19 protein-coding genes and 1 tRNA gene are annotated in these 22,585 nt (G+C 34.4%); 19 read left to right on the top strand and 1 reads right to left on the bottom strand.

What is annotated here, in order from left to right:
- Positions 1-1,229: 1,229 nt before the first annotated feature.
- Positions 1,230-3,674 (bottom strand): AAA family ATPase, encoded by a 2,445-nt coding sequence (locus tag B1B04_RS09370; RefSeq protein ID WP_139376962.1) that lies wholly within the window; start codon positions 3,672-3,674, stop codon positions 1,230-1,232.
- A gap of 235 nt (positions 3,675-3,909) precedes the next feature.
- On the opposite strand from B1B04_RS09370, the gene B1B04_RS09365 reads away from it, so the two are divergent.
- The 19 genes from B1B04_RS09365 (at position 3,910) to B1B04_RS09265 (ending at position 22,584) form a co-directional block, all read left to right on the top strand.
- Positions 3,910-4,422 carry a hypothetical protein gene (locus tag B1B04_RS09365; RefSeq protein ID WP_079561214.1) on the top strand — a complete coding sequence of 171 codons (513 nt, stop codon included), beginning with the start codon at positions 3,910-3,912 and terminating at the stop codon, positions 4,420-4,422.
- A gap of 73 nt (positions 4,423-4,495) precedes the next feature.
- On the top strand, positions 4,496-4,840 hold the full coding sequence (locus B1B04_RS09360; RefSeq protein ID WP_079561213.1) for a hypothetical protein: 345 nt from the start codon (positions 4,496-4,498) through the stop codon (positions 4,838-4,840).
- A gap of 102 nt (positions 4,841-4,942) precedes the next feature.
- Positions 4,943-5,326 (top strand): HU family DNA-binding protein, encoded by a 384-nt coding sequence (locus tag B1B04_RS09355; protein WP_079561212.1) that lies wholly within the window; start codon positions 4,943-4,945, stop codon positions 5,324-5,326.
- A gap of 516 nt (positions 5,327-5,842) precedes the next feature.
- Positions 5,843-5,919 (top strand) — tRNA-Arg (locus tag B1B04_RS09350).
- A gap of 99 nt (positions 5,920-6,018) precedes the next feature.
- A complete protein-coding gene (locus B1B04_RS09345; RefSeq protein ID WP_079561211.1) occupies positions 6,019-6,273 on the top strand; it encodes a hypothetical protein in 255 nt (84 codons plus the stop codon).
- 680 nt (positions 6,274-6,953) lie between these two features.
- On the top strand, positions 6,954-7,208 hold the full coding sequence (locus B1B04_RS09335; protein WP_079561210.1) for a hypothetical protein: 255 nt from the start codon (positions 6,954-6,956) through the stop codon (positions 7,206-7,208).
- Entirely contained in the window at positions 7,208-7,462 is a 255-nt protein-coding gene (locus B1B04_RS09330; RefSeq protein WP_079561209.1) for a YonK family protein, read from the top strand. The genes B1B04_RS09335 and B1B04_RS09330 overlap by 1 nt, the downstream gene beginning before the upstream one ends.
- A 3-nt stretch (positions 7,463-7,465) precedes the next feature.
- Positions 7,466-8,650, top strand: coding sequence for a metallophosphoesterase (locus B1B04_RS09325; protein ID WP_079561208.1), 1,185 nt, complete (start codon positions 7,466-7,468; stop codon positions 8,648-8,650).
- Positions 8,651-8,664: 14 nt separating this feature from the next.
- Positions 8,665-8,901 (top strand): hypothetical protein, encoded by a 237-nt coding sequence (locus tag B1B04_RS09320; RefSeq protein WP_079561207.1) that lies wholly within the window; start codon positions 8,665-8,667, stop codon positions 8,899-8,901.
- Positions 8,902-9,161: 260 nt separating this feature from the next.
- A complete protein-coding gene (locus B1B04_RS09315) occupies positions 9,162-9,470 on the top strand; it encodes a hypothetical protein (protein ID WP_079561206.1) in 309 nt (102 codons plus the stop codon).
- A gap of 608 nt (positions 9,471-10,078) precedes the next feature.
- Entirely contained in the window at positions 10,079-10,600 is a 522-nt protein-coding gene (locus tag B1B04_RS09305) for a hypothetical protein (RefSeq protein WP_079561204.1), read from the top strand.
- Entirely contained in the window at positions 10,600-11,355 is a 756-nt protein-coding gene (locus tag B1B04_RS09300) for a hypothetical protein (protein ID WP_079561203.1), read from the top strand. Before B1B04_RS09305 ends, B1B04_RS09300 begins: the two co-directional genes overlap by 1 nt.
- 37 nt (positions 11,356-11,392) lie before the next feature.
- Complete coding sequence (locus B1B04_RS09295) at positions 11,393-12,160, top strand: hypothetical protein (protein WP_079561202.1); 768 nt, start codon at positions 11,393-11,395, stop codon at positions 12,158-12,160.
- 94 nt (positions 12,161-12,254) lie between these two features.
- Positions 12,255-12,737: a hypothetical protein gene (locus B1B04_RS09290; protein WP_079561201.1), complete on the top strand. Its 483-nt coding sequence runs from the start codon at positions 12,255-12,257 to the stop codon at positions 12,735-12,737.
- Positions 12,738-12,752: 15 nt separating this feature from the next.
- Complete coding sequence (locus B1B04_RS09285; RefSeq protein WP_079561200.1) at positions 12,753-13,211, top strand: hypothetical protein; 459 nt, start codon at positions 12,753-12,755, stop codon at positions 13,209-13,211.
- A 13-nt stretch (positions 13,212-13,224) separates the two neighbouring features.
- Positions 13,225-14,184 carry a tyrosine-type recombinase/integrase gene (locus B1B04_RS09280; RefSeq protein WP_079561199.1) on the top strand — a complete coding sequence of 320 codons (960 nt, stop codon included), beginning with the start codon at positions 13,225-13,227 and terminating at the stop codon, positions 14,182-14,184.
- A 106-nt stretch (positions 14,185-14,290) separates the two neighbouring features.
- The gene (locus B1B04_RS09275; RefSeq protein WP_170938947.1) at positions 14,291-21,325 is read left to right on the top strand and encodes a phage tail tip lysozyme; all 7,035 of its coding nucleotides are present in this window, start codon (positions 14,291-14,293) and stop codon (positions 21,323-21,325) included.
- Entirely contained in the window at positions 21,326-21,925 is a 600-nt protein-coding gene (locus tag B1B04_RS09270; RefSeq protein WP_079561197.1) for a distal tail protein Dit, read from the top strand. It begins immediately after the preceding gene.
- Positions 21,925-22,584, top strand: coding sequence for a hypothetical protein (locus B1B04_RS09265; RefSeq protein WP_079561196.1), 660 nt, complete (start codon positions 21,925-21,927; stop codon positions 22,582-22,584). The genes B1B04_RS09270 and B1B04_RS09265 overlap by 1 nt, the downstream gene beginning before the upstream one ends.
- Position 22,585 lies beyond the last annotated feature (1 nt).

The following is a 22,585-nucleotide window of genomic DNA, read 5'->3' as shown; positions in this document are numbered from 1 at the left end:
CTATTATATCATAACATATTATTAAGTTACTCACAATAACTTTTTCTAATTAGAATGGGCTGGATTACGCTTATTCCGAATCTTTTTAACTCATTTTTCCAGTCCGTTTTTAATCACCTTTCCCCATTCCACTTACTAAAATATATCCAGATTAACAACATCTCAGTCGCACTCCTCTGACGTCATTACCACCAATGTAAATATATAACTTTAATACAATTTTGATTTTTTTATTCAACATAAACCTTTCAGTATAACAGTAGCTAAAAACCTATTTTTTCTATATTTACCGTATCTTTAGGAAGTTTAGTTTTAAACGCTAATTCTGTCAAACCTTTTAGGAAACTTGTTTTATCGCTGTAATATACAGTAGCTGTTATGATTGAATAATGTCTACCAAAAACAGTATCAAAGAAATTTGATATGTCTATTAAATTGTATCTATAAGTATTTTCATTTCTGTGCTCCTGTTGCTTTAAGAAATTGTTCAATTGAAATTCCAATGCTACTATTAGTCATTCTAATAATATTTGCAACAACCATATATACACACTATCGAAAATATTATTATATAACTTTAAAATATACTATATTTTTGATTATGAGCGTTATTTAATAATGTTGTTTCTTCAAATTTTTTTTGATTCGTTCCTTAAAATCTGAGTTTCAACCACATTCGCAATTTCCATCACCTTCTATATAAATTTCTAATCGGGCCTTACCCTCACGAATATATTTAAAAGCGGTCCCTTACACACATAGCGACTATTAAACTTAGCTAAAAAATCTTGTGCTACTTCATAGCCAAGGTATGACAAAGTTGTAACTTCGCTCCCCTCATGTTGCTGATTAGAAAATCACGAGTAGTAGATGTTAAACCAATAGAATCTAATAACCCCTTTTTCTTGCTTATATAATCCATCCGCTTCTCTGTTTGATTTACAACTAAAGGCAAATTTCTTATGCCTATTTCCTTTCAACTTCCCTGCTGCTAGAAGTTCACCAAACAATTCAAAAGTGTTAATATCTAGGTTTATGAAGTTGTCTTTGTTGTCCTTCTTGAAGAAGTTGTTAAACAAGACTTTATCTATTAGCATAAATCATTCTCTCCTTAAAACACAAAAAGTGACGTTTTGGTACTGTGTTATACTTATTTTTTATATATAATTATATCACCTTTGTAATATTACTATTAATAACCTAAGCAGATGATGCAACTGTGCGTAACCTTATTGCAACTTAGCGACTTGCTTAATTACCATTTCTAAATCTCCTTTAGCTTTGTGTAATTCTCTAATCATATCACCTAAAAATGTTTGACGGTTTCCACTAGCGTCTGTTCCGATTGCTTTAACTAAAGCAGATGATTGTACAAGTAATACACATTTCTTTGAAGCTCGAGTGATTGCTGTATATACCCACTGTCTACATAAAAGTGAATATGCAGAGTAATCTAATATAACTACTACGTTTTTGATAGTTGAACCTTGTATCCGGTGACAAGTTACAGTATAAGCTAGTTCCAAACTATCGAGTTCTGACTGTTGGTAAACTTTAATTCCTAGTCCCTCGAAGTTAATCATCAAGCATTGAACTATTTTGTTTGTGTTATAGTCTATTTTCTCAAACACATCTACAACTATTCCCATGGTACCATTGAATAAATCACCAGTGTTTGATGTTGGAATACTATCACAAAACTCAACTCTTTCCTCGTCAGTTTCCAATGTTAATAAGTGTTCCTGAATCTCATTTTCAGTTAACTCATTGTCTCGCACATTATAATAATGCTCTAAATCATCATAGTAGCTGATTTCGTAGCTATTGCCCTTTACAATAACCTTGTCACCCTCCCGGAAGTCATATCCATTGTAAGACACAAACGGCTTCTCTAGGTCATTAAAGACTGATTGAGCTAGGTTATTAATTGCTTTTGCTGACATAGCACCACGTTCTTTCATAGCTACAACTACTTGGAAGTCCATTAGGTCTTGAGGTGTTTTGATATTCTTTGCTTGACCTCTTAAAACTCTCTCAACGTTTTCGGGCATATCCTCTTTGTTTTGATAGTTGACCATAATCATGTCTTTGTTCTTTCCAAACTTTATCATGCCCTCTTGGTTAGCAGAGTAAACTTGAACACCTTCACGAATCTTTGTAGCTAATTCAATGATTCCAGAATCTTGGGCTTGACGGTGAACTTGATTTAACTCAATAGTTTTGAAGTATTGTGTTTGAAGTAAATCACGAAGCACATCCCCATGCCCAATACCTGAAAGCTGACCACTGTCCCCTACTAAAATTACCTTAGCACCATCTTGAACTTTAGATAACATTTGGTTAAACAGGCCTGCATCTACCATTGAACTTTCATCAATGATTATTACATCATAGAATGATTTACCACCACCGATTTCTTCATCATCTGACTTCTTAACACCAATTCCAAACGTGCGGTGAATTGTTGCAGAGTCAATATCTTTCGATAAAAGAACCTGTGAAGCTTTACCACTCAATGCACATGCTTTATAAGTAAGGCCTAAAGAGTTTAATACCTCGACAATCCCTTTGACTACAGTGGTCTTACCTGTACCACCTTTACCATTTATAATAAACACACCGTGCAGAACACTCTCACGAATAGCATTTTTTTGCTCGTCAGTATATTTTACATCTAGCGCCGCCTCAGCGTCTTTGATTGCTTCATCAACATTAAAGCCAATTGGTGCTTCATATCTAGTAGCAAGTCTCAGTAAATTTCGTAATGTGTTGCGCTCATTGTTGTACATAAAAATAGAAGAAATTCTCTTATCCCCCTGTTGCCAATAGAAGTTTTTCTTACCATCCTCTGAATTCATATAGTCGCGAATATATGTGCCATTAACATCAAGTTCCTTGATAGCCTGTTCTAGGAACTCCCGCTCATTGACCCATGAATGCCCTTGATTAGCAATTTCATCAAAGTAGTATTCTGAGTAAGCCTTAATGCGTTTTGGACCAAACTTATCTTCCCCACGCATAAGAGCTATGTTGTCAATTCTTTTGAAGCTTAGACCTGAAACTATACATAGATAATATAAAGATTCTTTTGCTTTGAATAGCGCAATTGTAGAATTTCCAAACTTCTCAACAATCTTATTCAACATTCTCCCTGATGGGTTCAAGTCAGCAAGTTCCGAAATTAAAGCTCCTAGGTCTTTGTTTCTCTTGATTTCTCTCTTAATCTTTAGAGCTGTAGCTTCCCCGAAACCCTTTATTGTAGTTATATCAATTATATTATCTCTAATATCATCTACAATCATATTGTTAGGAAATGCTTCAAGAATCAGCTTTGATTGATACTCTGATAGAACAGCTTGTAAGAAGCGCTGTTGTGCTTCTACTGTGTCAAGTGCTTCTATATGAATACGAATAATCTCATAGAACTCACCATACTTAGCGTCTGTCTGCAAATCCGTTACTTCAATGTCATACTCTTGCCCCACATTCATAGCCATTGGAATGTTACCTCTAATAACAAAGTTGTTATAGCGATTCAGCTCAGGTTCGAAGTCACCCTCTATCTTAGTTGGTGCAACGCTCACAATGCCCCACATACTTTCTTCCTTATAGTACAGCACCTTTGCAACCTTGACTTTTAGGCGGTTAGTATTTTGGTGTAATATGTTTGGCAATTTTATCCCTGCTTTCTCCTGAATATACTTAAACGCAACCTTTTCATGTCACTCTCTTATTTTATATCATTACATTACTTTTATAAATATATTTATATTAAAAACATATATAATTAAAAAATAATATTTTTCAAAAAACACATCCAAAAATTACGAAATAATATATAATAACTAAAGTCAAAATCAACTACAAAAGGTTGGTGAAAGTTACATTATATAGGAAGGAAGATTTAGCATGGCACACATTACTAGTAAGGACTTAATGTTTCAACCCTTCGTCATGAATGACATTGGCGTGGTTGAGCTTTTAATAGAGTTTAGATACAAATATGATGATAACCTTTTCTTAGGCGGCGGTAGCACACGTGACGTTACAGGGGTTAAAGCTGTTAATCAAGAAGTGATAGCGACTTATGCTTCATTGGACAGACTAATCAATCAATGTAACTTCACGAATCAACAGTTACTTCTTATTAAAATGGTTGAAAAAGGCTACACCCATAGAGAAATCGGTGAAGCTATAGGCATTGAGAATCAGAATGTCAAGAAAGCGCTCAAGACCGTTTACAAAGCAGTCGTGAAAGAGAATGAGCGTCAATGGCGTAGAGTAATTTACACAAGCACTCTAGGTTTAAAAACAAAACAATGTAATAAGTGCGGTGAACACCTACCTGCAACAAACGAGTTCTATAGTGACAATAAATCAGCAAAAGATCGTTTACTTTCCATTTGTAAAACATGTCGCTAAATCAGCTTGTACAAAAAAGTATTGCAAATGTCACTTCCCACCGCCTTAAAGAATGAGAGGGTTAATTAATAAAATGAAAATTTTACTACCACACCTAACAGTGAACTTAGATAGTTCGCTAAATTTTGCACAACGCAAGCAAGTCATTGAACACCTTCTTATAGAAGAAATTGAATTTCTAGCTCAGACAATGACATTGGAAGAATATCTATTGTTTACTTGGGAAAAGCAAAAAACTAAAGTAATTTTGGATATGTTCGCTTACTACCTCACTAAAGAGGAAAAGAACCTAGAAGTCTTATCTCATAAGAAAGTAAAGGAAATTAGCAAAGGCTCAGAACGCTATAGTAATTTCTCTTGTCTATCAGAAGAAGATAAGGAACAACTAGGAATCACTATTAATAGTAGTGAAGATTAACTTACGTTAAAAATAACATAATAATATATCGGATTATTAGTTCGCTTCCCAAAGGCGATAAAATCCATTTTATTTTTCAGAGAAAAAGGAGCTTATATCAAAATGGCTAAATTAGGTCGTACAGATTTTATTACAGGAATCTTAGCTGAGGAACTACAAGATACACTACCAACGATGCGTGTATCAAAAGCGTTAGCTAAAGAAATCTTAGAAGGTGACACAGATAGCGTAGAAATCCAAATAACAAAAGACTTCGGAACAGCAGTTCTTGATTCAGTAGAAAAAGCGTATGTACGTGCTATCGTTGAAAGTCAAGTTAATATTGGTTTTGGTACTTTAGGTCAGTTCAAGGTTGAAGTAAAACCTGAGCGTACTTACCGTAACCCTCAAGATGGTTCACCAGTGGTTAAACCAACTCACTTGGCTACAAAGTTTGCTGTTTCAAAAACTTTCAAGGAAGTATTAGAAAAAACAGTTATTAACTAATTCAGGAAATGATCGGTGTGATACTGTGTGAATTTCACCTTTTTATTCGGATTTTATTAAAAAAACCACTATTTTCAAATTATTTTGATAAAATCGTTTGTTAAAGTAAGATAATAATATAATATGAAATATACAAGGTGAGTCACTTACCTATTTAAGCTACTGCTAATAAACTTATTGAACGCAAGGTGTTATTCCTACCTCTTTAACATCTTGCGAACACATGAGTAAGATAATAACTAAACTCACAAACAAGACAAATACATAAATTAGGATTAAGTAAACATCTGAGACATAATTAGTAAGTGGGTTAACTCAAAACTTGTGCAAAGCAATCTTAGAGAGCGTTACACCTAATCAAGTACTACAAAAACAACTAAAAGAACTTTGGGTGCTACCTACCCTTCGCAAGATAAAGTGAGAAGTTCTTTTTGATTTCATAACTTAAACCTCCTCAGAATCAAAGTTTGAGCGTAGTTCTTCCCTTAACTACGCTCAATGCTGAAAATCAAATATGCGTCATTAGCTCAATGGATTAGAGCAACAGGTTTCTACCCTGTCGGTTGGGAGTTCGAATCTCTCATGGCGCGCCAATAAAATTTGGGGGCATTTGACGTGGACTACGGCACTCGATTTTCTTTCGAGTATTTAGAGTTTTGAATACCCTATGCCCTACTAAAAAGGATATAACTATGAATTACTATATTTTAACATATGAAACTAACAACGAACTAGTTAATGAATCTTACTTGTATTCTAAAGAATCTGACGATAGTATAGATAACCGTTGGAAGGAAAGAGCATTTGAGATAGCGTTGGATAGGTATTTCGATATTTATGATGAAGAAGCAGAGAATCTTGAGATTTTTGCTTCAAACACAGCAATATCGAAAGATGATTACACAATGTATAGAATAGATGGTTTAATAAAATTAGAGTATCTATAAAAAGTTTATCGTATCATTGCATGTTCGACCACTGCCTAGTCAGCCAACAGGAGTGAATCCGTATTTCACCTTGTCTAATAAGCAAGCCTCTGTGAGTTCAACGCTCTCCTCCACTATGCGCTCGATTAGATAGTTACATTACATCTGCTTTTTAATCAAGAAACAACAGTTCGATTCTGTTCCTGAGCTTAATCTTATGAAGCTACTAATTGCTTAAGAGAATTGACAGCAATTATATTATTCGCAGGGTAAAATCCTGTAGGTTGCTCTATGGGAGTTGCGCAGAATGTCAATCTATTGCAAAAGCGGAGTAGATTCGAATCGTCTCCCCCCTCATATTACATCTTATATTCAGGAAACAAAGCAAAGTGAATAAAATTTTTCATTTACTCTCCTTTCTCTTTGTTTCTTTAATATAGGGTGTGATTCAGACACAGTAATCTTAAAACAAGCTAAAGAATCATTATTATTCTGTAAGGTGAATGTGTCTACTACATAACTGAATATTAAGACAATCAATTCACTATTAGAAAGACGTACTATTCTAATAGTGTTTTTTGTTGTAATTGGGGCTTAGTTTAGTGATAAAACGTTAGATTCCTAACCCAAAGTCATTGGTTCAATCCCACTAGCCCCTACAATAAAATATTGAATTTACTAGAGTAAAGGAGAAATGAGAAATGTTACACATTAGAAAAATTAAGACTATGTATGGTCTTAGATATGCAGTAGTTGACTTATACACACATTACGCAGTAAAGCTTGATAAACTTGGCAAATCTGTGAAGAAAAATGGAAAAGTTGAATACGATAAAAAGCAAACTTATCACGCTGTAGATTACAGTGGTGGCGTTGCTATCTTCCCTGTTACACCAAATGGCTTATTACAAGCGAAAGCTGTTCAAAAGTCAGTTAAAGCAGGTGCTAAAAAATAATGGCAAAGCGCACTAATTCAATACAACTAAAAGGTAAACTTGATATTGATTGGACTTTAGGAGAGTTAATCGTAACTGAATCTGTTAAAGATGGCGATTTCAAGTATAGCCTAAATAAATTACTGGAAGAATTTAATGGTAAAAACATCACTCTTTCTATCAAAGAAGAAGATTCAATCGCAATTATTAACGAGTTCAATGTATCTTCTGAAACAGATGCAGAACAAGAAGAAGACTTATTTAAGGAAGATTAATAGATGAACACTAAACAACTTCCTAATGAAATCGTTGAAGAATACAAGTATCGAATCTGTGAGAACAAAAAGATTCTTGGTCTTACATGGGAAGGTATTTGTGAACTTCTTAACAAAGAGCTTAAACTTAATTTCGGTGAATCATATTATCGCAAATGGTATAAAGCTTTCAAACAAGGTAGAGATTACGCTATTAAGCAGAACGCTAATACCTCTGGAGAACTAGAAGAATTAAACGACAAAATTAAAGAGCTTGAGATTGCTAAAATGCAAGTTCAAGACCAAAAGCGTGAGTACAAACAATTCTTACGCCACGAAGCAAGGTTGGATAACTTGCTTAAAAAGCTGATTGACTCTATTAAAGATGAAATCAACAACGCTAGACCACTTAACTACAAGAAAGCAGATGTTAAATATAATGGTGACACATCTCTTACTTTAATGTTATCAGACCTTCACAAAGGAATGGTAACAGATAACCATTGGAACACATTTAATGAAGAAGTGTTCTATGAACGCATTGAACAAACAATTAATGAAATAATAGCTTATCAAGAGTTAACAGGAGCTAGAGAGCTTCATATCATGCAATTAGGTGATTTAATTGAGGGCAATCTACACCGCCTTACTAAGATTGGTGAAACAGAAACCGCAGTTGAGCAAACTAAGTCAGTAGCTGAAGCTTTGGCTAGACTTGTCGCTATTCTAGCAAACTACTTTGAAAAAGTTAAAGTTTACAGTGTCAAAGGTAATCATGACAGAATTTCTTCTCGCAAAGAGGAGGAAATTAAGACTGAGAGTTTCCATGATTTTGTCACATGGTATATGGGAGCTCGTTTAGAAAACTTGCCGAATGTTACTATGATGGACAACAAGTATGACAGCGAAATCATAGTAGCAACAATCTTAGGTAGAACTTACTTCGGTGTTCATGGTCACTTAGACAACTATAGCAAAGTGATTCAAGACCTAACAATGATGATTCAAAAGTTCCCTACTGCTATTTTCGCAGGTCATATTCACAAGAATTTTGAGAATGAGATTCATGGCGTAGACCTAATAGTAAATGGTGGTTTCGCGGGAACGAACAACTATTCAAAAGACAGTCGCCTACTTTCTAAGGCACACCAAAAACTACTATGGCTTGATAGAAATGGTCGTAAAGCTACATTCTATATCAAGTATTAAGGAGCATGAAAACAATGGAAGAAACAAAATGTCAAGTATGTACAACATATGATGCTTTCGAAAATTTAATTGAAATCGGCACTGAACCTAAGCAAGCCTTTCATATTGCCGTATCACAGTTAATTGCTAGCACGTTAGAAACAGCTATTGAAGAAGCATATGACGAAGGTTATGAAGTAGGCTTCAAAGAAGCTTCTAATGATATAGCTGAAATCGTTGGTTCATATGCGAAAGCTGTAAAAGAAGCGTAAGTTACAAAAACTACTGCTAGATCTAAAAAAACGACTAGAAATTAATCGTAATGATTTAATCGTTTTTCGATTAGCAACACCAATTTAGTTTTAATTTCCCAGTCGCACTAGCGAAAAGTTTGAATGGGCTAAATTTAGCGTTGTTCAATACATTACTTTAGCTGAGCTAATTTTAATGAAATCAACTCACCCCGCTTCTTAAGGGCTCATATAGCGTTGCTTATGTAAAAGAATTATTTAATATCAAAGGATAACACACAATGATTGCAAAATTAGATTATTTAAACTATATGCACTCATTAAAAGGCTCTATCTTTAAGATTTTGCCACTATATGAGGAAGGTGTTTCTACGCTACCTGACCACATTAATTCAGTTATTTTTGAGGTTCATAACGTAAAAGAAATCACACCTGAATATGATGGCGCATGGATTGTTCAAACTCATGCTATTCTTAATGGATTGCTTAAAGAGTGTATTAAAGAGGACAATAAACCATTCATTAAAAGCAAAGTGTTTGGAACTATTGACACGATTGAAAAACAAATACAAAAACTAGAACAGGAATGATGTAATGTTTAGCGCTTGTAGAAAAAGGGTTCGAGCTAATGATAACACAATTAAAGACTTGTAAAATTCCACAAAAAGACAAATGGTGAACTATATCTTAGATTCTCCTTCCCTATCTTATGTTTTTATTGATATGCAGGAAACATTACCAATCCCTAGTATCGTAAATGACATTAGATCTTTTTATGGGCGTAAATTCTTGTTTTTGCCTGATTTGGAGAGACTTCACTTACCTTGTTACAAACATGGTTGATGATGAAATATATCCTCAGTTAATCGGTGAACTTTATAACACTGAGTTCCCTATTAAAACGAAAGAAAAATCAAGGTGGTTACTAACACTGTTGGTTAGACCAATCTATAAAACAGAAAAAATAAATATTAAAAAGCCTTGTATAATGACTGACAAGATTTACTCTCAGGATGATAACTCTCTATTCCCTTTCCTAATGGTTCAGTTATTTTAAAACTACCTTAGCAAATCACATTCCTGAAATTAACTCAACTGTAACCATATATCAGAATCAGTATCAAGTTACCGTATCAATGGAACATGTAATGAACGGTATTGGTTACATTGAAATCCAACTGTAAAGGATTCCAATAACATGATTAAACAAAGTTCAACAGTAGAGTTCTTCTCAAACATATATCAAATTTTAATCACTGATGAAGAACTAATGAGATTATTAAAATATGAGCCTAAAGGATATGACACTCAAGAAAACTATCATCCCGACCCACTTGACCCTAAGTTACCAAACTTAGTAAACATTGAAAGTGATGATTATTGGAAACTAGTTGACGAGAGAGTTGTTTTAGGCGAAAAAACCTCTGACCTAATAGAAAATAAACTATGCAAGATTTACATTTACGAAGGTAGACGTAGACCTGTAATTGAAAGCTATCTAGTAGCACAACAAGAGGTTAACATTGACATTTTTATTCATGAATCATTTGACAGAGATTTAAGAATATCACGAATATCTGACAGGATTAATGAGCTGATAGCGTTAGAGCGTATTGCAGGCTTTGGTAAGCTCGAATACAAATCAGGCAACCCTCGTGAAGCCCCAACACATTATAGACGCTTCTTACATCAATACACAATGAATGTGAGTAAGAAATAATGCACCACATTGAAAATCTAGACTACGATAAGAATTTATTTATTTTCGGTGAAACAGTAGATACGAAATTTGGTTCTATCAGATTTTTAACCTATCGAGAATATCTTAGTCATGCTGCTGAGATAAATCTTATCGCTCAAAACTCTCTACACATCTACTACAACTATAGAAATCAACTAAAAGAAGCTATGGCAGATGAATCAAGTCTAAAAGCCTTAACGGAAATCAAGGAAGCAGACCTATTAGAGATTGTTCTTAGTACACGACAGTTGTTAAATGCTTATTTGAAGATTTTTCAATTAGTGTTTGATGGAAATGAAGAAATACAATACGAAATAATCTTTGAATCTAGTGAGAGTTTTCACTTTGTCAGAAGATTAATTATGGATATGAATGTAATCACAGAAGACAAGGTTTCTCCTAACGAAGAAATTCAAAGAGCTATTGAACGCTCTAGAAGATTTAAACAACAATCCTCACAGGAGCAGACATTTGTTGATATTGTTACTTCTATTGTCGCAAGTACAAGTAACAGTTTTGATGATGTATGTAGAATGAACATTTTTCAAGTTTACGCTATTTATGCTCGTGTTGGAGCTATCTATAACTATCAGACATCTACCCTATTTGCCACAGTTGCAGAGAAGGTAAACATTGAATCTTGGAATAAGCATATTGACTTATTCAAATTAGAAGATGATGTAATATCTAAGAATGAATTTGACAAGAAATTTGGTGGGCTACTTCAAATGTAGCTCATACACAATATAAATAAATGGAGGAATTTACTCAATGGGTAAAATCGTAATTCAAGACACAGCAGATGTAACAATCACTGACCTAGAAACAGGTAAAGTGGTACTAAACGCGGAAGCGCAGTTAGCAGGTATCAAAGGCTCTATCTCAGAAGAAGACCTTAAAGGCGGTATCGGTAACAAAAAACTTTACAAAATTCGTACTGACAAAGCAATTGATTTAGCAATGCGTTCAGCAGTAGCTGATATTGAGTATTGGGCAATGACTCAAGGTGTAGCTGTAGAAGAAAACGGTAAAGGTCAATTCACAGCAAATACTAAAGGTATTGTTGTTGTAGACAGCGCCACTTCTACAAACGAAATCGTATTACCTGATGGTGCTATCGTAGGAACTAAAGCACAAGTTGAACTACCTGATGGTACGCAAGAGACTTTAAATGTTGTTGTTTCTTTAACAGACAAAACTAAGAAAGCTGTTGAATTAGCAGGAGCTAAAGGCACTTTCAAAGCAGGACAAGAGTTACATGTATTCTATCAAGAGGAAGTAGAAGGTCAAAGGATTTCTATTGATTCTACTAAGTTCGCAGGAAAATACAGAGTAGAAATGAAAACAATTGCTTATGACTTAGACACTGCAAAAGTAAAAGCAGATATTCTATTTGATTTCCCTGAAACAATCCCTAGTGGTGAGTTTGACATTTCATTAGAGAACGGCAATGTTTACACACCTGAAATCAATTTCGCAGTAATTAACCCTAAGGGTGCTGATGAAATGGGTTCAATCCTGCTTAAACCACGTAAATAAGAAAAATAATAATATGTTATAAAAACCAGGGCGAGAGGTCAACCTCTCCCCTTTTTATTTCTAAACTATTAACCGATAAAAAGGAGATTTTACCATGACAGCAAAAAGACAGTCACCAATTAAATTAAAAGATATTCTAGCAGAATCTAAGAAAGTAGATGTAATGTCTACGTTCGTAGTTGACCCTGAGACTAAAAAAACAGTTAAGTATAACGAATACTTTGACCGCACTCAAGTTGAGAAGCTAACTCTTGAGCTATTCAACGATATGCAGTACGCAATCGAAAAAGAATACAGTTTCTTTGAAAGTGAAGAACAACTAATTAAATATGAGCTATTGCTTATTATTAAATACTTCTCTCACTTTAAAAATGAAATCGGTGACACGTTCGAAGAAAAGATTATGGCAATGGAAGCATTAATGAAGATTGGTTTATTTGACCTATTCTTCGATGAAATTTTTGACCAAAATCAAGTTGGAGAAGTAATCGAACGTGTAAACAAGGTTGCTGAAAAAGCTGTATTGGCTCAAGAAGCAATTAATGAAGCATTAGAAACAAAAGGAGACTTTAAATAAGTTAGGGTGATGTAATTGCCTACATTCAGTAATATCAAGGATTTAGAAAAATATGTTCAAGGTAAAGTGAAAGACACCATTAAAAGCCCACAAGTTCTAAACGTGTTTAGACACGCAATGGTAGATTCTGTTTACACAGAAGTCTATGACTATTATGAGCGTAGTTATGATGCTGGCAGTCTTTCTGACGCTAGAAATATGGTATTTACAAAACATAAGCTTAATGGAAATACCTTCGCTTCTGACTTTGAAAACCTCACTAGTGATTCAATGGATGGCTATTTTTTTTCAGAGCTAATTGAAAATGGTAGTGATGTACAGCACACCTCTAGCAATTCTGAGAATGGTTGGTATAACCCTGATGAAAAATGGGCTGAACCTAGACCATTTGCAAAAGCAACAGCAGAAAAGCTAGATAAAACTACTTATAACAAACACCTTAAAAAAGCTTTAGAGCAAGGTATCAACAATTGAAGGAGGTGAGAAAATGGCAATTAAAATACCTCCTGTAACTAATGAAGAATGGCTTGAATGTAATGAGTGGAATAGAAAGATTGTTAATAAGTTCTTGAAACAACAACATCTATCAGATAAAACACTTAAACAATATACAAGCGCATTAAAAATCTTTGTGAGATATGTTAAAGATGAATTTGACAACAGCCCTATCCACAAATTAAAAGCAAGACACGCTTTAGATTATCAGAATCACTTGATGTCATTAGAGTTATCTTCTAATGCTGTTAAGTTCAAACGCTCAGCAGTAAGTTCACTTTGTAACTATATTGAACTTTACTATGGCGAAGACTACCCTGAATTTAGAAATATCTTCAACAAGGCTATTCCCTCCCCTCCTAAACAGCTTGTGAGAGAAAAGAATATTGTAGCGAAAGAAGATATTGACAGGCTTATTGCAGAGCTTGAAAAAGAAGGTGAGTATCAAATGATTGCTTACTTCTTATTAAGCTACAGCACAGGCGCACGTAGAGCAGAAATTGCTCAGATGAAAAAAGAGTTCTTTGATATGCCTAAGGTAAAGAACAAAGACTTCTACGCAACACCTCATGTTCGTGGTAAAGGTAAAGGTAAGGTTGGTAAACCGATCAAACTGATGTATAGCGAAGAAGCTAGACAAGCTATTTTAAAATGGCTTGAAATTCGTGGTGAAGACGATAACCCATATGTTTTCGTTCGTAAGTTTAAGAATGGTGAAACAAAAGAACTTAGTCCTGACGCTTTCAATGCGTGGTTTACTAATAAGTTCAATTATATCTTAGGATATAAACTAACACCCCACGCACTTAGACGCTCAAGAGCGACACACTTAGTAGTTGAAGAAGGAAAAGACATTAATAAAGCTAAGGTGCTTTTAAATCACATCTCTACTGAAACAACATCTATCTATGTTATAAAAGATGATTCAGATGAACTAGATGATATTTTCTAATACTTTGAATTACATCCCTACCCTATTTCGGTTAGGGGTTTACTTGAGGGTTTTAGACTGCAACAAAATAGTTGCACAACGACGAATAAAGAAGGAGCTAAACATTTTGAGTATTACAAATAACGAAGTAAAGTTTTTGGTTTCGTTAGATATTGATAAAGATAAATCCAAAAAAAGGATTGATACATTCTTATCTAAAGAAATGAAAGATAAAAAACTAACTTTTGGTGTAAATGTTGGTGCATCTAATAAAAACATCAAAACATTTTTAGACAAGCATAAAAATAAAAACATTAACCTTAGTTTTGATGTTGCAGTTGGACAAAGTAAAGCAAACATTCAAACTTTCCTAAACAACCAAAAACAAGCTAAGAAATCTTTGATTTTCTATGTTAATGAACAAGCAACACAAACTACAGTCAAGAGTGCTTTAAAGAAAATTGAGGTACAACCACTTCAGATTTCTTTTGGTGTGAACTATCAACAATCTAAAGCAAATATTAACGAATTTATAGAGACTGTTAAAGTAAACCAAAAACCAATTGAGCTTATTTTAGAAAAAAAGGCTAGTGTCGAAAACATTAATAAAAGCCTAGAAAAAATTATTTTCGCTAAGGCAAAAGTAAAACTAGAACTTGCTAAAGGCGCATTTAATCATATTAAAGACACTGTTGAAACGAAAGAACTACAAGGTCTTAAAACTGTTATGGAGCTTGATGTTGAAAAAACGAAGCTACGCATTTCAGAACAGATTAATAAAATGTCTTTACCGAAGTTCAAAATTGATGTTGTCGCAAATGTTACACCTGTCGTTAGCTCAGAAACAGTACAAGCTACTGTTAAAGAAGCACCTTCTCATGTAAAAGAAATACCCTCACCTCCTACTGACTTTAATGAAACTATTGGAGCACTTAAAGAACTCCGCTCTATTCTTATAGATATTAATACTAAAATGACTGACTTGAAAAAAAATACGTCTGAAGATACCAGTCTTGGAAAGCAAGTCTCAGACTATTCAGCTAAAGCTATAGAGTTTGGCCAAACAATTTCTTCAATTGCAGAAGCATCGGATGCAGCATCGAATAGCACATCTAAATTTTCCAAAGGTGCTAATATGTTATCTAATGCCTTAGGGGCTGTTGGTGTTGTTGGTTCGATAGCAGGCGCTGCTATTCAATTTGTTACTGCTAGGTATGAAGAAGCTCAAAAAGCTAAGGAAGAACTTATCGCTAAAAATGAGCAAGAGGTAAAGTCATTTGCAGACAATGAAAAAGCTATTGATAGCTTATTATCTAAATATAGTACACTTTCAGCAGAAAGCAAAGGACAACAACTAGATTCTCAAAAGTATAAAGAATTACTTGATACTCAAAATGAACTAGGTAAACTACTTCCTAACTTAGTTAAAGGTGAAGATGAATATGGTAATAAAATTCTAGTTTCTTCTATGCAAGCAGAAACTAAAGTTGACATTCTAAAACAAGAGCTTGAGGTTCAAAAACTACTTAATGCTGAAAAGGGAAAAAAAGAGCAAGAAGAAGCAGAAGAGACAGCCAGAGACACTATTAAAGGTGCAAATAGAGACACAGAGCTTAATCTAGAAAGTGCATATGCCTATGTTCATAAAATGGAACTTGTAAGTCATAACTACGATGAACTTAAAGATAAACTTACTAAGGGTATAGGTATCAATGAAGACCTATGGAGTGGCAACTCTTTAAAAAGTATTGATGATGTAGCACTTGCAATTGAAAGAGTAAAAGAAGCTTTAGCTAAAAAGACTGAGTTAAACCTTGGTGAAGGTGCTATTTTTGACTTAGAGTCTTCTCAAAAACATTTAGAGCAAATCTACTTTGAGCTTTTACAAAGTCAAAAAGATGTTATGTCAGGTTTAAATGTCTTAAAAACAGGATATACAAAAGACCTAGAAGATACCATTAAATTGACGGGAGACTTCTCTACAGAAGGTCAAGAAGTATTTGAAGATGTTGCTAACAGTGTTATCAACTTAGCTGAAACTGAGTCTGATTTAGATGATTTCAATGAAGCTATAACAATGGCGTTAGGTAAAAAAGACGCTGATATTGAGAAAAACTTTACTGAATTAGCGGATACTATTTCTGAAATGAAAAAAAGTGGTATTACTGATGTTGATGAATTTGAGAAAAAGTATGGTGAATCATTTAATACTATAAAGGGAAGTATCCTAAAAGCACTAAAAGACTCAGGTATTAAAGAAGGTACTGCTCTTTATGAAACATATGAAAATACTCTTGATAATTTCATAGAATCTAAACTTAACGAAGAAAAAGCAATTAAAGAAATCATGGAAACTCAAGGTAAAGGGCGCAAAGAAGCTGAGGAATATTTCAAAACTCATAACGAAGGCGCAGAAGGTCTTGCCGATGTTATAGACCCTTTGGTGGAGTACGCACAGAAAATCAAAAGTTTCAGCTCTCTAGGAGAGGAAATGCTAGGTGTCACTGGTAAACAAATATCAGAGACAAACGAGTTGACAGGTATTTATAAATACCTTTCGAGCGTAACTAATAAAACAACAGATGAACAGGCTAAACTAGAAGACGCTATGAAAAAGCTAAAGGCTCTCTACCCTCACCTTGTTAAAAATGGTGAGATTAGAATTGAAAGCATAGAGGCTGAGAATAAGATGAATAAGATTCTTACTGAATCTTACAAAAACTTAACAGATGGTAAGTACAACTCAGAAGAAGAGCAAACTTACTATTCTGCCGTTGGTGCAAAAGCTCGTGTTGAAAATCTTCAAGTAGAGCTAGAGGCATTAGAAAAAGCCAAAAACTTCCATGAAAAAAATGCATTGCTTATGTCTGGTTTTAGCGGTGTTGCAGGATTGGCTATGAAGGCTACTGCAATAGCATACCAATCTAGATATGATACAACAAAAGCTAAACTAGATCAAGAATTAGCAAAATTGAACACAGGAATCAATTCTTTAAGTACCTCTAATGATAAATACTCTAAATCTAGTGATAAAGCCAGTGAATCAACAGATAATTACTCTAAATCTAGTGATAAAGCCAGTGAATCAACAAAAGATGCAAAAAAAGAGCTATCAGAATTAGAGAAAATTACTAATAAGTATACTTTAACACTTGATAAGCTTAACACTTCTTTAAAAGAGGTTGAAAGTAGACAAAAGAAATACCCTACTTACTCTAAACAGTATAGACAAGCTCTTGCAGATGAAAACAAATTACTTCAACAGCAAAACGACATATATAATCAAAAACTAAAAGACCTCAATGGAGTAACTAATTCAAGTTCAACAACTGTCTCAGGCACAGGTGGTACAGTTAGACCGAAAGGTTGGTCAGGACAAATTACTTCGCAATATGGTACTCGTTCTGATAATCACAGAGGTACTGATATAGATGGTAAAATCGGTGATGTTCTTGAGTCAAACATCAACGGTAAAGTTTTAAAAGCAGGTGACGCTACTAAGATTGGTGAAGATAAGTCATATGGTAATTTAGTTATTATTCAAGATGCTAACAACAATAAACACTACTATGCTCACATGAATGATGTATCTGTTGTTAAAGGTCAACAGATTACAGCTGGAACTAAACTAGGTACAATTGGTAACACTGGAACTGTTAGAAGTGGTAGTGGTGGAGATGGTTCTCACCTTCATTATGAAATTAGAAATTCTAGTAACCAAACTATCAATCCTAGTTCATATATTGCTAGCGCTAGACAAGGTGTAACCTCAGGTGGTAGTTCTAAGGCAAATGGAAATTCAACTCAAGCCACAGTTTGGAACTTCTTTAAATCTAAAGGACTTAGCGATAGTGCTGTTGCAGGGATTATGGGGAATATTCAACAAGAATCTAGCTTTAGCTCTACAGCAGGTAAAAACGCTCAAGGTAGCGCCTTTGGTATTGCACAGTGGCGAGGTAGTAGACTATCAGAACTAAACTCTTTCGCAAAGAGCAAAGGAACTAGTGCAAACGATTTAGGAACACAGCTTGATTTCATGTGGAAAGAGCTTCAAGGCAAAGAAAAACAAGCTCTACATTCATTAAACAGAACACTAACTGCGACAGAACATGCTTCAAACTTCAATACTCTTTATGAGCGTAGTGGAGAAAAAGCAGGTAGCAAAGGGCACAACAACAGAGTTAATTATGCAAACAACGCTTATAACACTTATGCAGGTTCAGGAGCTACAGCAGGTAGTGGCTCAGGCGATGATGATTATGCAAGAGTGCATTCTGAATCACAATCTATGATACAAGCTATCATGGCTAATAATGATAAAATATCAGAAAATAACTTCAACACTATCAAGTCACAAATGGATGCTTATAAACGTAATAGAGATATGGAAGACAATGCTATTGCAAAACAAGCAGAACTTCAAAAAAATATGCTTGAATACTCAAAAGCGTATGAAGATAGCGTTAATAAACAATATACTGCCGAACAACGTAAGTTGAAAAGCTACCAAGCTGAATATGCATATATCCAAAAAATGTATGATGCAGGAGGTCTAGATTTAAACCAACAAGACCAATTGCTTGATAGAAGATACGAGCTACAACAGGTAATGTTACAATCTCAAAATCAAATCAAAGCTTACTACAATGAAATAATATCAAGCAAACTTTCTAAATTCGATTATCATATGGAAAAGCACCAAAAGGTACTTGAATGGGAAGAAGTTAAGATTCAATCGCTTGATAACACAAGTGAACGATACAGAAAAACTCTTGAAATTATGGCTAACACTCGTAAAAGCCAATTAACTACTGCTAAACAAGAAATTGACTATATAAACCAAATGCTAAGCAAAGGGAATCTTACAATTGAAATGTATGAGGAACTTACTTCTAGAGCAGGTGAACTAAAAAAAGAACTTGTTGAACTTAATGAGGCTTTCCATCAATTAAATTATGAAAAGGTTCAAGCTGTCGCTACCTCTCATGATATTAAAATAGATGATATTGACTTCGAACTTAGCTACAATCAGTCATTAAGAGGATTGCTTGATGAAGGCTCAGGAGACTACTTAAAAACTCTTGAATCTGATATGGAGCTTTATCAAAAGAAACTTATAGAGATTGCGCAAAAAGAAATAGACATGAAGGCAGAAATGCAAGGCTTGGACTTAGGCTCACAAAAGCTTCAAGACCTTGAAGAGCAACTTGAAGAACTTGCTTTATCATACCTTGATGTCCAAAATGCTGTTAAAGACACTCAAGATGCTATTGATAACTTTGCAAAAGCAGTTGATGATAAAGTTGAAGAAATGCGTAATAAACTTGCAGAAGATATTATAAATGCCTTAAAAGACGCTTATAGAGAAGCTAAGGACATTCAACTTAGTGCTATTGATAAGTTAATTGAAGCTGAGGAAGAGCGTCACGAAAAAGTGATGAAACAGTATGACAAAGAGCTTGAAGCTTATACTAAAATCATTGATGCTAAACGTAGAGAGATTCAAGATGCTGATAGAGATAGAACTTATGGCAATAAATTAGATGAACTTAACACTCAAAAACAAGAGCTACAAAACAAATTAAATCTTCTTTCTAACGTAAATACTTATGAAGGTATTAAAGAGAAAGAAGAACTTCAAAAACAAATTGCAGAGATTGAAAAACAGATTAATGAAGAAAAATATCAATACGAGAAAGGCCTTCGTGAGCAACAGCTTGATGATATGCTTGACGATAAAACTGAGCATATTGAAGACCTAAAAGATAAAGAGGATGAATATTCTAAGGAAGTTTTAGACTCTCTCAATAAGCAGAAAAAATATTGGGAAAAACATTATGAAGACTTACTTAACGATGAAGCTAAGTTTAATGAACTTAGAGAAGAAATGGCACAAGGTCATTACGGAAAAGTTCAAGAACTATATAATAAATACATTGGTGAACTTAAAGCTAGTTTACCTGACCTTGAAGATAGATTCGATGGTACATGGGAAGCTGTAGGTACTTCCATTCGTGAGAATGTAATCAACGAAATGGAAAGACTCTTAAAGGAAATAGAAAAGGTTGAGGAAGAAATTGAAAAGGTTCAAAACTTAGCAAAAAATGTAACAGGCGAACATGACTTCTCTACTGATGCTAACCAAACAGTTGAAAATGCAGGTAAAACAGACCCACTTACCGAAGCTGATATGAAAGTTATTTTAGCTAAGTTCATGAATGAAAAAATCGCAGGCTCTCTTGACCCTAAAAAAGATGCAGTTAGAATTAAAAACATCAAAGACAAAGCTGATAAACTTGCTAAAGAAGGTAGAGCAGAAGGTTCTAAATACAACGCTAACCAATCACTAGGCTCTATTTTTGATTCAATGTCAAGTAGTCAAATCAGTGAACTCGGTAGCTACTTCCAAAATAACTCTGATGCTAGTGGCTTCATGACACAAGAGTATTTAGATTACATCAAGGAGTTTGGTCAAACAGCAAGCAAAGGGAAAGTTATGACTCATGGAGATAAGCAAGTTATGCTTGCAAAATACATGAAAGAATATCTAATGCCTTTAGCTAACACCAAAGCCAAAAAAGATGCCCTTAATGGGACAGCTACAAAAATTGCTGATTCAGGAAGGATGCATACTTCTCTTATCTCCCCTACCGTTTCCTACGAACAATCACTTAGCAAGTTATCAGGTAAACAACAGGCAGAGCTTGGGCAATACATGTTGGATAACTCAACTGTTGTTAGCTTTGACGACCTTAAAAACAAGTTAATCAATTATGCTGATAACTTAAGACGCAATGCTTCCAATGACTTTGTTGGTGCAGATACTGGTGGTATGACTACAGGATTTGGTTCTACAGGTGGTACAGATGGTAAAGGTGGAAGATTAGCACTACTTCACCAAAATGAACTGGTGAGCAACCCTCTTGACACAGAACGCATGTTACGCATTTCTTCTATTATGGATAATGTAATGCGAACTATCAATGGTGTAATCGCTCTCCCTGCCTCACCAAAAGTAAATTCAGTTAGCACACCAACAGAAACAGAGAAATCAACTGTTGTGAATATTAATATTGATAAGTTCAATGGAACTAAAAATGATATTGACTACCTTGCAAAACAAATTCAAAACAGACTACTAAGAGAGAAAGGAAAACGATAAATGAAACAATCAATACAGTTTATGTATGATGGTATTTCGTCTGAGGATATGGGAGTTTTCATAGCATGGAGTAACGATGGTCTATTCGAAGAAAACTTCCTCCCTAACAGACAAATCATTGAGAAAAAAATAGCAAATCGTGAAAAACCTTACTTTCAGAGAGTGGAACATGAGCCACTCTCTTTTAGTTTGTCTTTTGCTATTGCAGATTGGGAAAACAAGGACACGCTAAGGAAATTAGCTCGTTGGTTCTTCCAACCACATTATAAGCCATTGGTGTTTGACTCTAACCCAAATAGAGTGTTTTATGCAATGTTCGAGGGTGATAGTCAACTATTCCACAATGGTTTAAATGAGGGATATATCGAATTAAATATTAGATGTGATTCCCCATACAGCTACTCATTCGAACAAACAAAAGAAAACATTGAGCTTCGTGAGACTAACGTTGGTTCAAATGTTCTATTAGATGATGAAAGCTTTTCTTTAGGAGAAAAGATAAACATGCAAAATACATCTAATGGTTTAACAATAGACACTACCGTATCAACATGGGGAAATGTCTATGCAACTACTAGTAATTGGGGAGGAATAACTTAATGGAAAAATCTAACGGTGGATTAGAACTAGATATTGTTACTAATAACACTTTTGATAATGATGATATAAAAGAAACTATTGTTGGATATGGCAAAAACTTTTCAACAATTGAAAAATACTTAACAGAAGCAATTGAAAAACCTGAGGACTTACCTACAGGTCAAGTAATAGAGGGTGGAAAAATTATTTGGAATAAAAATCCTGTTATTGGTGGATATGTTGGTTGGGTCAACATTCGTGAAGGATTAAATGCCCCTTCTTGGAAACCAAAAGTAAACTACACTGTAGGTCAAGAAATTAAAGCAAAGCCTGACAATGGTAATATTTATCGCTGTGTGACAGCAGGAAAAAGTATGGTACATTCCCCTACTTTCCTTGTTGGTGAAGGTGTTGAATTTTATGACGCTAATGGTAACAAGTGGTTTCCTAACTATAACTACCAAGTAAACGATGTTATATTTGCAGTAAACGGCAGTAAATTGTATTACTACATCTGTGAGACAGCAGGTATCACAGGAACATCAGAGCCTATTTGGTCAAGCGTTTTACCTAGTAGTACAGTAGTTGATGGCTCTGTAGTATGGCGAAAAGAAGCAACAGTTAAGTGGAAGCAAGTAGGGATTTCCTCTGAATTTAGACCATTCGGTAAGGTTGAGTGAT

This window comes from Lysinibacillus sp. KCTC 33748 (assembly GCF_002237755.1).
Taxonomy (GTDB): Bacteria; Bacillota; Bacilli; order Bacillales_A; family Planococcaceae; genus Lysinibacillus.
Note: the sequence above shows the minus strand (reverse complement) of the source record. Positions and strands in the feature narration are given on the sequence as shown.